14 protein-coding genes are annotated in these 15,552 nt (G+C 68.0%); 5 read left to right on the top strand and 9 right to left on the bottom strand.

Translation table 11 applies throughout. From position 1 onward, the window contains the following. Positions 1–5 precede the first annotated feature (5 nt). From ACFVJ5_RS05015 to ACFVJ5_RS05025, 3 genes are read right to left on the bottom strand one after another with little or no spacing between them, the layout of a single operon-like run. Entirely contained in the window at positions 6–200 is a 195-nt protein-coding gene (locus tag ACFVJ5_RS05015; protein ID WP_379218570.1) for a ferredoxin, read from the bottom strand. Between the two features lie 11 nt (positions 201–211). Continuing rightward, a complete protein-coding gene (locus ACFVJ5_RS05020) occupies positions 212–1,072 on the bottom strand; it encodes a mycofactocin-coupled SDR family oxidoreductase (protein ID WP_379218571.1) in 861 nt (286 codons plus the stop codon). A gap of 31 nt (positions 1,073–1,103) precedes the next feature. Further along, on the bottom strand, positions 1,104–1,811 hold the full coding sequence (locus ACFVJ5_RS05025) for an SDR family NAD(P)-dependent oxidoreductase (RefSeq protein ID WP_379218572.1): 708 nt from the start codon (positions 1,809–1,811) through the stop codon (positions 1,104–1,106). Positions 1,812–2,072: 261 nt separating this feature from the next. On the opposite strand from ACFVJ5_RS05025, the gene ACFVJ5_RS05030 reads away from it, so the two are divergent. Genes ACFVJ5_RS05030 through ACFVJ5_RS05045 form a run of 4 tightly spaced genes read left to right on the top strand, consistent with a single transcriptional unit; the run spans position 2,073 to position 7,108 of the window. Beyond that, positions 2,073–3,539 carry an aldehyde dehydrogenase family protein gene (locus tag ACFVJ5_RS05030; RefSeq protein WP_379218573.1) on the top strand — a complete coding sequence of 489 codons (1,467 nt, stop codon included), beginning with the start codon at positions 2,073–2,075 and terminating at the stop codon, positions 3,537–3,539. Next, entirely contained in the window at positions 3,536–4,744 is a 1,209-nt protein-coding gene (locus ACFVJ5_RS05035) for a CaiB/BaiF CoA transferase family protein (protein ID WP_379218574.1), read from the top strand. The genes ACFVJ5_RS05030 and ACFVJ5_RS05035 overlap by 4 nt, the downstream gene beginning before the upstream one ends. A gap of 19 nt (positions 4,745–4,763) precedes the next feature. Then, positions 4,764–5,951 carry an OB-fold domain-containing protein gene (locus ACFVJ5_RS05040; RefSeq protein WP_379218575.1) on the top strand — a complete coding sequence of 396 codons (1,188 nt, stop codon included), beginning with the start codon at positions 4,764–4,766 and terminating at the stop codon, positions 5,949–5,951. Next, positions 5,948–7,108, top strand: coding sequence for a thiolase family protein (locus tag ACFVJ5_RS05045; RefSeq protein ID WP_379218576.1), 1,161 nt, complete (start codon positions 5,948–5,950; stop codon positions 7,106–7,108). Before ACFVJ5_RS05040 ends, ACFVJ5_RS05045 begins: the two co-directional genes overlap by 4 nt. 51 nt (positions 7,109–7,159) lie before the next feature. Here ACFVJ5_RS05045 and ACFVJ5_RS05050 read toward each other — a convergent pair whose 3' ends face one another. Then, entirely contained in the window at positions 7,160–7,462 is a 303-nt protein-coding gene (locus ACFVJ5_RS05050) for a hypothetical protein (RefSeq protein WP_379218577.1), read from the bottom strand. 6 nt (positions 7,463–7,468) lie between these two features. Next, entirely contained in the window at positions 7,469–8,725 is a 1,257-nt protein-coding gene (locus tag ACFVJ5_RS05055) for an amidohydrolase family protein (RefSeq protein WP_379218578.1), read from the bottom strand. A gap of 214 nt (positions 8,726–8,939) precedes the next feature. Between ACFVJ5_RS05055 and ACFVJ5_RS05060 the strand changes: the two genes are divergently transcribed. After that, a complete protein-coding gene (locus tag ACFVJ5_RS05060) occupies positions 8,940–9,797 on the top strand; it encodes a radical SAM/SPASM domain-containing protein (protein ID WP_379218579.1) in 858 nt (285 codons plus the stop codon). 8 nt (positions 9,798–9,805) lie between these two features. Here ACFVJ5_RS05060 and ACFVJ5_RS05065 read toward each other — a convergent pair whose 3' ends face one another. Genes ACFVJ5_RS05065 through ACFVJ5_RS05080 form a run of 4 tightly spaced genes read right to left on the bottom strand, consistent with a single transcriptional unit; the run spans position 9,806 to position 15,409 of the window. Further along, positions 9,806–11,197: an amidohydrolase family protein gene (locus ACFVJ5_RS05065; RefSeq protein ID WP_379218580.1), complete on the bottom strand. Its 1,392-nt coding sequence runs from the start codon at positions 11,195–11,197 to the stop codon at positions 9,806–9,808. Continuing rightward, positions 11,194–12,621 carry a FadD3 family acyl-CoA ligase gene (locus tag ACFVJ5_RS05070; protein WP_379218581.1) on the bottom strand — a complete coding sequence of 476 codons (1,428 nt, stop codon included), beginning with the start codon at positions 12,619–12,621 and terminating at the stop codon, positions 11,194–11,196. Before ACFVJ5_RS05070 ends, ACFVJ5_RS05065 begins: the two co-directional genes overlap by 4 nt. After that, the gene (locus ACFVJ5_RS05075) at positions 12,618–13,814 is read right to left on the bottom strand and encodes an amidohydrolase family protein (RefSeq protein ID WP_379218582.1); all 1,197 of its coding nucleotides are present in this window, start codon (positions 13,812–13,814) and stop codon (positions 12,618–12,620) included. The genes ACFVJ5_RS05070 and ACFVJ5_RS05075 overlap by 4 nt, the downstream gene beginning before the upstream one ends. Then, entirely contained in the window at positions 13,811–15,409 is a 1,599-nt protein-coding gene (locus ACFVJ5_RS05080) for an AMP-binding protein (protein ID WP_379218583.1), read from the bottom strand. The genes ACFVJ5_RS05075 and ACFVJ5_RS05080 overlap by 4 nt, the downstream gene beginning before the upstream one ends. Positions 15,410–15,552 lie beyond the last annotated feature (143 nt).

The raw sequence follows: 15,552 nt of genomic DNA on the forward strand, positions 1-15,552 counted from the left end.
TACCTCTATTCCGCCAGGGTGATCGCGCGCTCGGGGCACGAGTGCACGGCCTCGCGCACCTGTTCCTGCTGATCCGACGGCACGGCCTCGCTCAGCGGCGAGGAATGGCCGTCGATGTCACTGAGTTCGAACGACTGCGGCGCGATCATGGCGCACAATGTGTGCCCCTGACAGCGCTGCTGATCGACGTGGACCTTCACAGTGATTCCTCTCAGATGTGGTATTCGTGCCACTTCAGGTAGCCGCCGCCGTCGACGCGCAACTGCGTTCCGGTGATGAAGCGCGCCTGGTCGGAGGCCAGGAACAGCACGGCCTCGCTGATGTCGCGGGCGTCGACGAAGGGGATCGGCATGGCCTGCTGGACACCGAACGCGGGCTCGGCGTCGGCGCGGGTCGGATGCTCGAGATCGGGGCGGAACGACCGGTACATCGGCTCGCTCTGCAGCATCGGGGTGTCGCAGTTGGTCGGGTGGATCACGTTGGCGCGGATCTGTTGTGGCGCGATGTGCAGGGCCAGATGGTGCACGTACTCGGACAGACCACGCTTGGCCACCACGTAGGCCACACCGCCGGGGTCGCGGCCGGGCTGATCCACCTTGGCGAGGTCCATCAGCGCCGCGACCGAACCGGTGGCGATGATGGACGCGCCCGCTGTCAGATGCGGCAGCGACACCTGGATGGTGTTGATGACACCGATCAGGTTGGTGTCGATCACATCCGACCACGCCTGCCACTGCGGGGTGCCCTTCATCCCGGCGATGCCCGCCTGGGCGATGACGATGTCGAGGTGACCGAATTCGGCCACACCACGGTCCAATACCGCCCGCAGTTGCCCCACGTCACGAACGTCGGCCTGCTCGGCGATGATGCGGCGCCCGGTCTTCTCGACCAGCCGAGCCGTCTCCTCGAGATCCTCGGGTCGCGACAGCGCGTAGCCGAGTGTCTCGACATCGCGGCAGATGTCGACAGCGATGATGTCGGCGCCCTCTTCGGCCAGCCGGACGGCGTGACTGCGGCCTTGGCCGCGTGCCGCTCCGGTGACGAAGGCGACCTTGCCCTCTACGCGTCCCACGGGTTGTCCTCTCGTTCAAAATGATGGGTGCTCATGTGTTGCGGCCGCCGTTGACACCGAAGATCTGTCCGGTGATGTAGGCGGCTTCGTCGGAGATCAGGAAGGCGCACATGGCGGCGATATCGGCCGGTGTGCCGATCCGGCGCACGGGCGTGCGCTGGATGTGGTCCTCGACCGTCCCGCCGAGCCGGCCCGCTTCTTCGTTCTTGCGCAGCATCGGGGTGTCGATGAAGCCCGGAGGCACCGCGTTCACGGTGATCCCCGACGGACCGAGTTCCAGCGCAAGGGCTTTGGTGAGGCCGTTGACCGCCGACTTGGCCGCCACGTAGTGCGCCATGAACGGCTGGCCCGAATGCGTGCTCGACGAGGAGATGTTGACGATGCGGCCCCAGCCCGCGTCGAGCATGTCGGGCAGCACGGCCTGAATCGTGTGAAAAACGCCGTGCAGGTTCACGTTGATGACCCGCTGCCATTCCTCGAACGACATCTTCTTGAAGCGCTGGAACCCGTCGAGCCCGGCCGAGTTCACCAGGATCGTGATCGGGCCGAGTTTCGTCCGGATCGCCTCGAGTGCCGCCGCGATCTGGATCGGGTCGGTGACGTCGGCGCGATAGGCGAAGTCGTCGTCGGTGGGCGGGGCGAGATCCAGGGTGGCGACATGGAATCCGCCGCTGCGCAGGCGCTCGGCGATCCCGAGCCCGATGCCGGACGCGCCTCCGGTGACTACCGCCGTCTTCACGCGCGACCCTCCGTTCCGGCGTTGTCTGCCGGTGTAATGCGGAACACAAGAATCTCCCTTCCGAATGTGAGAACCGTACTCTCGTGAAGTCGTGGTTCGCAAGAGTTGGCCGGGATTCGGCGCGTGTCAGGCGCGTTCGGAAATCGCGCCCGATCGGGCGGTATCGGCGGATCCTTGCCGTGATCCGCTCGACGGCAGTACCATTCTCACCGCAAGAGAATTGTATTTCCATGGGGAGTCGATCCCCAGCGAGGAGGCGGGATGTCAACGCAGGAAGTGGCGGGGACGGTGACACGTCGATTGCTCGTCGACGGGCAGCTCCGGGAGACCGGGCAGACGCTCGCTTCGCTCGATCCGGCGACCGGCGAGGTGTACGGCTACGCGCCGGAAGCCGGGGTCGCCGACGTGGACGACGCCGTGGCCGCCGCGCGCCGCGCCTTCGACGACACCACCTGGGCGACCAACCCCCGGTTCCGCCGACGCTGCCTCAACCAGCTCTATCGCGCACTGCGTGACAATGTCGAGGACCTGCGCGCGCTGACCATCGCCGAAGTGGGTGCCACGCGGGCGCTCACCCAGGGCAATCAGCTCGAGTCACCGTTCGAGATCGTCCGCTACTACGCCGACCTGCTCGACGGCTACGAGTGGTCCGAGGACCTCGGCAATGTCGAGATTCGGGGTCAGCAGCACCACCGGTGGGTCGAGAAGGAAGCGGCCGGTGTGGTCGCCGCGATCGCCGCCTACAACTATCCGCACCAGCTCGCGCTGGCCAAGCTGGCGCCCGCGCTGGCGGCAGGCTGCACCGTGGTGCTCAAGGGCGCGCCCGACACTCCGCTGTCCACGCTGGCGCTGGGCGAGATCATCGCCAACCACACCGAGATCCCGGCCGGCGTCGTCAATGTCCTGGCGTCCTCCGACATCGAGGTCGGCAAGCGGATGACCACCCATCCCGACGTAGACGTGGTCACCTTCACCGGGTCGACCCCGGTGGGCCGCGAGATCATGGCCGCCGCGAGCGCCACCCTCAAGAAGGTGTTCCTCGAACTCGGCGGCAAGTCGGCGATGATCCTGCTCGACGACGCCGACTTCACCACGGCGGCGATGTTCGCGGCGTTCAGCGTGGTCACCCACGCGGGCCAGGGCTGCGCGCTCACCACCCGGCTGCTGGTTCCCGCACACGCCCACGATCAGGTCGCCGAATTGGTCGCGGCGAACCTCGGCCATGTCCGCCACGGTGACCCGAACGACCCGAAAACCTATATGGGACCGCTCATCAGCGAAAAGCAGCGCGACAAGGTGGACGCCATGGTGCAGCGCGCCGTCGCGGCGGGCGCCACCTTGGTGACGGGTGGACGCAAGCTCGACCCTGGGTTCTTCTACGCCCCGACGCTGCTCGCCAATGTCGACCCCGACAGCGAGATCGCGCAGGAGGAGGTGTTCGGTCCGGTGCTGGCGCTGATCTCCTACACCGATGACGACGACGCGGTCCGCATCGCCAACAACTCGATCTACGGGCTGTCCGGTGCGGTGTTCAGCGCTGACGCGGACCGGGCCAAAGCCGTGGCGCGCCGGGTGCGCACCGGGACCTTCAGCATCAACGGCGGCAACTACTTTCACCCGGATGCCCCCTTCGGCGGGTACAAGCAATCGGGGATCGGCCGGGAGATGGGTAAGGACGGATTCGAGGAGTTCCTCGAGCGCAAGACTCTCGCGGAAGTCCTCGCGTGAGCGGGCCGCTGGCGGGCATCAAGGTGCTCGAGGTCGCCATGTACGGATTCGTGCCCTCGGCCGGTGCGGTGCTGTCGGACTGGGGTGCCGACGTGGTGAAGGTGGAGCACGCGAGTGGGGGAGACCCGCAGCGCGGGTTGCGCCGGGTCGGCAACTTCACCGTGGAGGGCGAACCGAATCCCAATGTGGAGCACGCGAATCGGGGTAAGCGCAGTATCGGCATCGACATGTCGGTAGCGGAGGGACGCGAGGTGGTCCAGTCGCTGGCCAAGGACGCGGACGTGTTCCTGACCAGCTTCCTGCCCTCGGCGCGGGCCAAGTTCGGCATCGACCTCGATGACATCCGTGCGGTGAATCCGAATATCGTGTATGCCCGCGGTAGCGCACTCGGCCCCCGCGGCACCGAATCCGGGCGTGGCGGTTACGACATGACCGCCTTCTGGTGCCGGGCGGGCATCGCCGCGAGCATCACCCCGCCCGGGGTGGAGGGACTGATCCCGCCACCCGGTCCGGCGTTCGGCGACACCATTTCCGGCACCAATCTGGCGGGCGGAATCGCCGCCGCGCTGCTGAAACGTGAACGCACGGGCGAAACTTCGGTCGTCGACGTGTCACTGCTCGGCAGCGGGCTGTGGGCCCTCGGCCACACCATCGCGCTCTCGGCGCATCAGCAGCAGCCGATGGTGGCGCCCCAGCCGGGCGTCCACGGTGCGTCGACCAACCCGCTGTCGGGTCTCTACGCCACCTCCGACGACCGGTACCTGTCGTTCGTGATGCTGCAGCCCGCCAAGTTCTGGGGTGATGTGTGTGCGCACATCGACCGCCCGGAACTGGCGCAGGACCCCAGGTTTCGCGACGCGGCCTCGATCGCCGAGCACACCGCCGCGGCGGTGGCCATCCTGCGCGAGGTGATCGGCGGACGCACCCTGGCCGAGTGGACGCGGCGATTCGCGACACTGGCCGGCCCGTGGGCGCCGGTGCAGGATTCGCTGCAGCTGCTCTCCGACGCGCAGATCAGGGCCAACGACTACGTGCTGCCCGCGGGCGAGCTCGAGCTGGTCGCCAGCCCGGTGCAGTTCGATGTCGAGCCGCCCGCGGTGCGGCCGGGACCGGAGTTCGCCGCACAGACCGAAGAGATCCTGCTCGAGCTAGGACTCGACTGGGATCGCATCATCACGCTCAAGACCGCGGGCGCGGTCACCTGAGCGTCCGGAAGGAGCGGACATGCCGCATGTCGCATCGATAGGGACATATCTGCCGTGCTGGGGTGAGCAGCACCGCCGGATCGTGGGGGGCGACGAGGACGCGGTCACCCTCGCGGTGGCGGCGGGTCGCTCCGCGCTCGCCGAGGGCGAGACGGTGGAGCGGGTGGTGGTGGTCAGCCGCGATCTGCCCCTGGTGGAAAGCAGCAACACCGCGGTCCTGCTCGCCGGGCTGGGCCTGGATCCCGAGCTCGAGGTGATCGAGCGCCTCGGCGGTGCCCCCGCCACGCTGGACGCGCTGAGTTCGGCCAGGCCACGCACCCTGGTGATCGGCGTGGACGTCGAGCCCGCCGGGGCCGCGGCCGCCTGGATCTCCGACCACGGTGGCGCGCAGATCCGCACCACCGCGCGGGTTGCGCGCAGCCTGCCGGTGCGCACGCGAAATGCCAACGGGGTCACCGACTACGGCGATCCCCGGCTGTTGCGTGAGCGCGGGGTGGTGGCCTCGCTGTCGGCCGCCTGGCTGGATACCCCGGTCGCGGTGGCGGGGGTGGAGCACAAGCAGGCTGTCGCGCTGTGTCAGGCGCCGCCGCGGCTGCCGACCTCCGGGGCCTCCTCGGCGTTGTTCGCGCTGGCCGCCATGGCCGAATCGGGCGCGGCCGGGCTGCTGGTGGGGGTGGAGCAGGCGGGCCTGTCGGGTGTCGCTGTCGTGCCCGGTCCGGTGTCGTTGCGGCGCAACGAAGCTCAGGCGCGTCCGCCGCTCGACGGTGTCGTCGAACCCGCGACCGATCGGCCGATCTCGCTGGCCGCCTACGAGCGGGCGTTCGAGGCCAAGGTGCGCTGGGAGGCAGGTCGCCACGACGGCAGCGACACCCTCGATTTTCCCCCGCGCTACCGGCTGGGCGAGGACGGAACACTGGCCACCGACTACACCCTGGTTCCCTTGCCGCGCACCGGAACCGTCTATTCCGAGACCACGGTGCGCATGCCGGTGGCGGGGCTCGAGAGTCCGTACTCGCTGGTCATCGTCGAACTCGACGATGTCGGAGTACGCGCGCTTGCCAAGGTGACCGGTGGTGACGCGGGCACCGCCGGCATCGGGGTGCGCGGCCGAATGGTGTTGCGCCGGATGGCGACCCGCTCGGGCGTCCCGGACTACGGATACGCGTTCGAACCCGAGCTCGCGCGGCAGGAAAGGGAATTGCCATGAGAAGAGTCGCAGTCGTCGGCGCCGGGATGACCCCCTTCGCCGAACACTTCGCGTTGGGGATCGGCGACCTGCTGCCGATGGCCTTCGCCGAATGCGCCGCCTCCATCGACAAGGGACTGCGGGTGGCCGAGATCGACGCCGCGTGGTTCGGTGCGCTCCGCACCACCGACGGATTCGGGTCCGGGATCCTCGCCGAATCGCTCGGGCTCGCCGAACTGCCGGTCACCCACATCGAGAATTCCTGCGCCACCGGCAACGACGCGGTGCGTAATGCCTTGTACGCCATCGCTTCCGGTGCGGTGGACGTGGCCTTGGTGATCGGCGCGGACAAACTGCGCGAGACCGCCCAGAAGGACATGCTGCGCGAATGGGAGTCGATGACCAGGCATCGCGCCTGGGACTACGAACTCGGCCTGTTCGCACCCGCCGGCTACGCCCTGCACGTGAACCGCTACCTGCACGAGTCGCATGCCACGCGTGAGCATCTGGCGATGGTGGCGGTGAAGAATCACCGCCACGGCGCGCGAAATCCCAAGGTGCGGCTACCTTTCGAGATCACCATGGAACAAGCGCTGCAATCCCCGATCGTGGCCGATCCGTTCCGAGTCTACGACTGCGCACCCCAGAGCGACGGGGCCGCCGCCCTGGTGCTCGCCGCCGAGGACGTGGTCGACCGCTACACCGACGCCCCCGTCTGGGTGCGCGGGGTCGGGCTGGGACTGGACTCGGTCATGCTGCAACACCGCCCCGACCTGACCACCTTCCCGGCGACACTGCGGGCAGCCCGGCGCGCCTTCGCGATGGCAGGTCTCGGCCCCGCCGATATCGACGTGGCCGAGGTGCACGACTACTTCACCGGCATCGAGCTGATGAGCTACGAGGACCTCGGATTCGCCGAACGATTCGAGGGCTACAAGCTCCTCGAGACCGGAGCGACCACGGTCGGCGGTGCGCTGCCGGTCAACCCCAGCGGTGGCCTCAAGACCAAGGGACATCCGCCGGGCGCCACCGGCATCGCCCAGTGCGTCGAGCTGTTCGAGCAGTTGCGTGGCACCGCGGTGAACCAGGTCGACGGCGCGCGAATCGGCTTGGCGCACAACCTGGGTGGGCCCACCGCCGTCTCCGCGATCACCATACTCGAGGGCGCCGGCCACTGAGTGAACGCGAGAGCCCGGTACCTGATGAGGTACCGGGCTCTGTGTTGTCTGTCAGAGGGTGCTCCACACCGTGACTCGGGTCCGTGCGGGGTCCGAGGCCTTCGACATCGTCATGCGGCCGTCCATCGACCGGGCGCGAAGCTCGGCGAGGATGGCCGTCGGGTCACCGTCGAGGTCGAACACGGCCAGGTAGCGCTCCTCGTCCGGTCCGCCGCGATCGAGCCGGTGCCGCTCGCAGGACAGCACCCCGGGAATGGTGAGCACCTCCGGGATGTGCACGTCGGTGTACCAGCGGTTGTATTCCTCGTCCATCCCGTCGTGCGGGGTGGCGAAAACCATGAGCCGAGCTGTCATCGTCGATCAGACTTCCTGTCGGGTGTAAGCGGCCGCGTAGTCGGCCCTGGATCGGGTGGAGATGTCCACATCGGTGGCGGTGGCCCGCAAAGCGCCGACCGTCGCCTGCGCCCGCGGGATCTGCTGGAACGGATCCCAGCCGAAGTGCCTGCAGGCGTTCTCCCACGTGATCTTGTGGATGTCGGCATCGGAGGCGCCGGCGGACTCGAGCTCCTCGAGCACGAACTCGGGGGCGTTGGGCCAGATCGAGTCCGAGTGCGGGTAGTCGCATTCCCACGCGATGTTGTCGATGCCGATGTCGTGGCGCAGTTTCAGCGAGGTCCGGTCGGTCACGTAGCAGGCGAGCACGTGCTCCCGGAAGACCTCGCTGGGCAGCTTGCCGCCGAAGTCGCGGCGCAGCCAGCGCTGGTTGGTGTAGTGGCGGTCCGAGCGGTCGAGGAAGAACGGAATCCAGCCCACACCGCCCTCGGACAAGGCGACCTTCAAGCCGGGGAAGCGCCGGAACGCCGGTCCCCACAACAGGTCCTGTGCCGCGATGAGCGAGATGCTCGGCGCCAGCACCATGAGGTTGTCGATCGGCGCGTCCGGCGCCAGCCGCAGTACGCCGAAGCCCTGCCCGATGTGCAGGTTCATCACCATCGCGTTGTCCTGCAGCGACTGGAACACCGGTGCCCAGTAGTCGATGTCGTGATAGCTGGGCAGTCCGTCGATGTGCGGCAGTTCCGGCATGGTCACCGAGTGGCAGCCGCGCGCGGCGAGGCGCTCGATCTCGGCCACCGCCAGCTGCGGATCCCACATGGGCAGGATGCCGATCGGGATGAAACGGCCGGGGTACGCACCGGCCCAGTCCTCGATGTGCCAGTCGTTGTACGCCGCGATCATGGCGACGGTGATCTCGTCCTTACCGCCACGGCTCAGGTGCCCCGCGCTGAAGCCGGTGAAGGTGGGAAAGCACATGGACGCGAGCACGCCGTTGACGTCCATATCGCGGATGCGCTCGTGCACGTCGTAGACCGCCGGGCGCATCTCCGCGTAACCGGCCGGGTCGCGGCCCCATTCCTCGGCGGGCCAGGTGACCACGGCGTTGAGTCCGGCCACACCGGTCGGCCGGTCGCGGTAGATCCAGTGGTCGATGCCCTTCTCGTCGGCGACCACCTTGGGCGCGTAGTCGGCCCACTTGCGGGGGACGTGCTGGTCGAACATGTCGAGTGGCTCGACCACGTGGTCGTCGATGCTCACGAGTATCAGGTCGTCGGTCTTCACTGGACTCCTCGGTCTGTCATCTGCTGCGCGGCGGCCGCGCGATCTCTCCGCGCGACAATCCTGACGAGAATCATATTCTCACGTTGCGGTAATCATAGCGAAGGTTCTCGCCTCATTCCATGGTGCATTCGGACTCGGATTCGATCTAAATGCTGTTCAGTGTGGGTTAGATGACCTATTCTCGGTAAGAATTAGATTCTCAGAAGGAGGCAGCATGGACGCTCAACTGTGTCTGAACGGGACGGACTCGATCGCCGTCTCGCCGCCGATGTCGGTCTTCTGGGAGCTCGCCGCGGGGCCTGATCACCTGGCTCGCGGCCCCGTGCTCGGGACCGACGAGTGTCGTGCGGTGATCGACGACCTCGCCCGGTTCGGGGTGTGCGGTGTGGAGATCGGCGGCGGCGAACCCACCGCGCGCGCCGACTTCTGGGACCTCGCCGACCACGTGCGTGGGCAGGGGATCGCTCTCGCCTTCGACACCGACGGCACTCGGCTGACCCCGGCGATGGCTCGCAGGCTCGCCGGCGACCACCGGCTGACGGCCAGGGTCCGGCTGGCCGCGCCCACCGAGACCGACGACGACGCCGTGCGTGGCCGCGGCGCGTTCCGCGCGAGTCTGCGAGCCATGGAATTGCTCGCCTCCACCGGTGACTACGAATTCGAGGTCTCGGTACCGCTCACCAGGCACAGTGCCGACCGCCTCGATGCGCTGCTGGCGGTGGCGGGCCTGTTCGGCGCCCGCCTGCGCCTCACCGGTGATCGACTGCCCGAAGTCGCGCCCGACGCGAGTCAGCGTCGCGCACTGGCGGATTGGCTGAAACGCCACCGGGACGAGGTGACCCTCGGTATCCACCCGACCGGCGACCTCGCCGAGTACTGCGGCGGGGGAGCCGACATCTGCCTGATCGATGCGTCCGGCGCGGTGTTCGCCTGCCCGATGGCTCGCCGGGCGCCGGTCGGCACCGTGCGCGACGAGGGTGGATTCATCGGGATCTGGCGGCATTCTCGATCGCTCGACCGCACGCGGGTGACCGGCTGCCCGGCGGCACCAGCGGTCGCACGCCCCGCCTGAGCGCGGCGCTACGCGGTGAAGACGACATCTCCGTCGATCACCGTGGCGCCGACGAGGTCGCGATGTGGTTCGGTGATGTCCTGTGGTGGCAGCCGCAGCAGCGTGAGGTTGGCCGGCGCGCCTACGGTGATCCGGCGCGGGCGCGCGGGGTGCTCCGGTTCGCCGAGAAAGAGGCCGACCGCCGCGGTGAGCGAAATTCGTTCCGGGTCAGTATGTTCCGTGGCGGCACGGATCACCGCCCACGGGTCGGCGTCGCCGAAGGGTGCGTCGGTTCCGCCCGCGACACCGACCCCGGCGGCGATCAGGGAGCCGAGTCGCCACAGGTCGGCGCGGTCGGCGGGATCGACCTCGGCGGCGTACTGCGCGGCCCGCTCCACGGGGAAATGGGGCTGGGTGACGACGGTGATCGCCGTGCGGCGCAGCCACGGCAGGGTGTCGGCGGGGATCATGGCGCCGTGCTCGATGCGGTCGCCGAGCAGGACCCCGGCCTCGTCGATGGCGGCGATGGTGAGTACCAGTTGCACCGGCGTGACACAGTGCACGGCCACCGGCCGCCCGGCGGCATGCGCTGCCCGGATGCGTGCGATGAAGTCGGGCAGGGTGGGCAGGTCGGTGTCGTCCAGCAAGATCTTGGTGGGGCCGAGGGTGAATCGGAGCGCGGTTCGGTGCGGAATGTGCGGCGGTGCCATGCAGTGCACGCGCTGCAAGAGTGCACCGTCTGCAATGTCGGTGGCCATGCTGTCGATTGCCTCGACCGTCAGATCCGGTGTGGCGTCGGTGAATCCGGTGACACCGGCTGCTGCCGCGTCCGCCCCGATCGCGCGCAGATCGACCGGCCCCGCGCCCACTCTCGCGCCGAGCCAGCCGTCCATCCGCCACAGTCGACCGGTGGCCCGGCCCGCGGCATCGCGCTCGACGCCGGGCAGCGAGCACGAGTCCACCCCGACAGCCCGGCAGCCCGCCGAGTTCAGCATCCACAACGCCCCCGAACGATGCTGCACGCGCACCGCGCGATCCGGCGCCACCCGGTCGAGGACATCGCGATCCAACGGTCCGGCCACACTCTCGTGGTAACCCACACCGCGCAGCCAGCCCGCCCGCGGCAGGCGTGCGCACGCCTGGTGCACCGCCGCCTCGAACCCCTCCCGGCCACGAATCCCCGGCGGCCCCAATGGAACCGACCCTGCCCTGGCCGCGAGAGCGCGCAGGTGGACGTGATGATCGTGCAGACCCGGCAGCAGCCAGCCACCGCCCGCCTCGAGCACCGGTTCACCCGGCTCGGCGCGCAACCCGGTACCGCAGGCGGTGATCCGTCCGTCCGACCACCGCACATCGGTGCACGACCGCCCGAAGACGGTGGCGCCACGGATCAATCCGCGCCGTGGCCCGGAACGGCTCACCGCAGTTGGTCTTTCATCACCTTGCCGGTCGCGTTGAGTGGCAAGGCATCCAGAAAACGCACCGACCGCGGCACCTTGAACCCCGCCATCCGATCCCGGCTCCACCCGATGAGCTCGGCCTCGGTGACCTCGGCCTTGACCACCACGTAGGCCCGGCCGACCTGGCCGAGTCGCTCGTCCGGCACGCCGACGACCGCGGCTTGGGTCACGGCGGGATGTTCGAGCAGGAAGCCCTCGATCTCCGCCGGGTAGGCGTTGAATCCGCCGACGATGAACATGTCCTTCTTGCGTCCGACGATGCGCAGTCTGCCCTCGGGGTCCAGCTCACCGAGATCGCCTGTGCGCAGCCACCCGTCGGCGCCGATCGCGGCGGCTGTCGCGTCGGGGTCGTCGAGATAGCCCAGCATGACGGAGTATCCGCGGACCAGCACCTCGCCGTCGTCGGCGATGCTGACCTCGACCCCCGCGCACGGATGACCCACGGTGGTCGCGATCTGTTCGAAACTGTCGCCGGGCCGCGAGGCGGTGACCGTGCCCGCTTCCGAAAGTCCGTAACCGGTCATGATTGACTGGAACGGAAGCTCTTCGGTGATCCGGCGGATCAGTTCCACCGGGATATCGGCCGCGCCGGTGACCGCCGCCCGCAGCGAGGACAGATCCCGGGAGCCCTTCGCCTCGAGGAGCGAGTGGTACAGCGTGGGCGGCCCCGGCAGCATCGTCACGCGCTCGCGTTCCACGATGTCCATGACCACGTCAGCATCGAAGACCGCCACCGGCAGGATGGTCGCGCCCCGGATGAGCGAGGCCACCAGCCCCGCCTTGTAGCCGAAGATGTGAAAGAAGGGATTGACGATCAGATACCGGTCGCCCTCCCTCAGATCCGCCAGGTCGCACCACTCCGAGTACAGCCGCAGCGTCTGCTGGTGGTTCATCATGACGCCCTTGGGGCGGCCGGTGGTCCCCGAGGTGAACACGATGTCGGCGATATCGGTGCCGGCCACTCGGCGTTCGAGCGGCTGCCCGCTGTCGAGGAAGCCGGACTTCAGATCGATCATCGGCACGTCGGTGATGCCGGTGTAGTCGGTGCCGAGGAAGCCCTGCTCCACGACCACCGCCTTGGCGCCACTGCGGGCGATGATGTCGCGGGCTTCCTCGGCCTTGAACCGTGTGTTCACCGGAACCAGCACACCGCCCGCGGTGAGCAGGCCGAACGCCGCGATGATCCACTCCGCGGAGTTGGGTGCCCACAGCGCGACCCGGTCGCCGGAGTCGATGCCAGCCTCGGCGAACGCCCCCGCGGCCCGGCGAATCCGGGCCGCGAGTTCGGTGAAGCTCAACCGCAGATCGCCGTCGACGACCGCTTCGGCATCGCCGAAACGATCCGCCGCACTCAAGACCATCTGCGGGATGGATTCCCAGTTCATACCTTCAGCAGCCGCGCCAGATTGCCGCCCATGATCTTTGCCTGGTTGGCCAGCGGCATGTCCTTGATCTCGTGGATGTAGCGCGCGGGCTCGGCCAGACCCTCCGGGTGCGGCCAGTCGGATCCGAACAGCACGTGATCGACGCCGATCACGTCGGAGAGCCGTTGCAGATCCTCCTCCCAGAACGGGCTCACGTAGAGGCTCTGCTTGATGGCCTCGATCGGGTTGCGGAAACCGAACCCCTCCGGCGCCTTCTTGTAGACGTCGGTCAGCTGCTGCAGCAGTGGCTCCAGCCAGGCGGAACCGTTCTCGATCACCGCGATCTTCAGGTCGGGGAACCGGTTGAGCGCGCCGTGGCACACCCAGGATGCGACCGCGTCGGTGACCGGGCGCCACTGGTTGGTCATGGCGAAGGTGTTGGTCTTGAACGGCAGCATCTCCAGCTGGTTGCCGTCCCACTCGGCGTCGAAGCGCGAGTAGCCGCTGTCGGAGGAGTGCATGGTGACCAGTACGTCGAGTTCGACGACCCGCTTCCAGAACGGATCGAACTCGGGCAGCGCGAACGAGCGCATCCCCTTGAAGCCGGGTACCGGCGCCGGGCGAACCAGGATCGCCTTCGCGCCGTGTTCGACCACGGCCCAGTTCAATTCCTCGATCGCCTTCTCGACGATCGGCAGGGTGATCACCGGAATGGTGAAGATCCGATCGGAGTGGACGAAGTTACCGTCCTGGCCCCATTCCTCGAGCATCCACCGGTTCAGCGACTTGACCACCGCGTGGATCAGCTCGGGGTGGTGGCGCAGCCGTTCCTCGACCAGGCTGGCCAGGGTCGGGAACATCAGCGCGCGTTGCAGCTGGAGGTCGTCCATCACCTGCAGCCGCGCTACCGGATCGCGGAACGCGTCGATGGCCTTCATCGACTTGCCGAAGATCTCGCGCTTGCTCTTGCCCTCGGGATTGCCGTTCTTGAAGTAGTCCTCCATGGCTCCGGGGCGGGCCACCACATCGAAGGTGGGGTTGGGGATGTACTCGCTGATCTGGCCGAGCACCGCGATCTTGGTGCGGCCGTTGATCTCCACGTACTGGATGGCTCCCGCGTACTCCTTGGGCAGATGCCGGGTGAGCGCCTCCTTGGTCTCGTAGAGATGGTTGTCGGCATCGAAAAGCTGGTACGGCAGCTCGATCTTCGTCATGAAATCCTCCTTGTCACCTTGTGAGAATCGTATTCTCTTTCAGGGGTAATCGCAACGCTGTCGGTGCGTGTGGCGAGGTCGGCGCGCACCACGAACTTCTGGATCTTGCCGCTGGCCGTGCGCGGGAAATCGGCGACGGCGTGCACCTGTTCTGGCCACTTCTGTTTGGCCATGCCCGCCGCGGCGAAATGCGTACGCAGGTCGTCGAGCGTGGGTGTCGCGTGTCCGGGGAGCAGGCGCAGGACTGCGGCGGTCCGCTCGCCGAGTCGCGGATCGGCCACCGCGACCGCGACCGCCTCGGCCACTCCCGGCACTGTCAGGAGGATCTCCTCGACCTCGAGCGCGCTGATGTTCTCGCCGCCGCGGATGATCATGTCCGATTTGCGATCGATGATCGTCAGGTAGCCGTCGTCGTCGAGGATGCCGATATCGCCGGTGTGGTACCAGCCGTCGGCGTCGAAGGCCGCAGCGGTGAGCTCGGGGTCGGTGTAGCCGAGACACAGATCCGGGCCTCGGCTCAGGATCTCGCCGTCCTCGGCCAGCCGGATCTGCACGCCGGGCAGTGCCTCACCATCGGTGAACAGCCGCTTGTCCGCCGGCGCGGTGTGGCGGGAGCCGGTGATCGACGGGTGTTCGGTGCTGCCGTAGGAGCGGTAGACGGTGATACCGACGCCGGCCAGGCGGGTGGTGAGTGCGGCGGGAACGGAGGCGCCGCCGAGTCCGGCGTAGCGCAGGTACGGCAGGTGCGCGTCGGTCCAGTCGGGATGGTCGAGCAGGCTGGTGACGTAATACGGAACGCCGCCACCGACATCGAGGCCCTCGGCGGTCATCAGGCGCAGGATGTTCGCCGGATCCCACACGTCGACCAGGTTGATCGGTGCTCCGTCGAGTACCGGGATCAGAAAGGCGTTGATCATGCCGATGAAATGGCCGACCGGTGCGGCGGTGATCTGGTCCCCGCGATCGCCGGGATAGATCCCGGCCAGCTGCCGGGTCTCGTGCCCGAGGGTGTGATGGCTGTGCACGACCCCTTTCGGGGCCCGCGTCGTGCCGGAGGTGAACGCGATGAGTGCCGCGCGATCCGGCTCCACCGGCAGCGTGCCTGCCAGCGGTTCGTCGTCGAGCAAGTCGTCGAAGTCACGGCCGACGACGCCGACGATGGGGACATCGCGAGCGACCTCGACGGGGAATTCCAGGCTGCCGAACCGGTCCGCGGTGGCGAAGACCTTGGGCCGGACGGTCTCGAGAATATGGGTCAGTTCGCGCCTGCCGTAGAAGTGGACCACCGGCACGACGGTGGCGCCGAGGAACGCCGACGCCCAGAAGGTCGCCGCGGCTTCCATCCAATTCGGCAGCTGGAACGCGACGACATCGCCGGGCTCGACGCCACGGTGGTGCAAGCCGGCCGCGAGCCGCCGGGCGGTCCGTTCGACCTCGGCGAAGGTGCCCGACCACGGCCGCGTCGCGGAATGCACCCGGAAGGCGGCATCGGGTGCGGCGCGGAGGCCGCTGGTCAGCAGATCGCCGAGGGTCTCGGAGGTCCACCAGCCCTGTTCCCGGTAGTGACGGACCAGGTCTGGCGGAATCGTGCGCATCGGTCGAACTCCATCTCCGGCAGGTCGGGCCAGCTGGACGATTCCAGCGTTCTCTCAGACAGAGAAGCATATTTCCGCACAGCGAACAAGGTCCGAAAGCGTGGCGACAAGGTGGCGATCCCCGTGGCAGTATTCGTGAGGTG

The organism is Nocardia sp. NPDC127606 (assembly GCF_042671725.1).
Taxonomy (GTDB): domain Bacteria; phylum Actinomycetota; class Actinomycetes; order Mycobacteriales; family Mycobacteriaceae; genus Nocardia.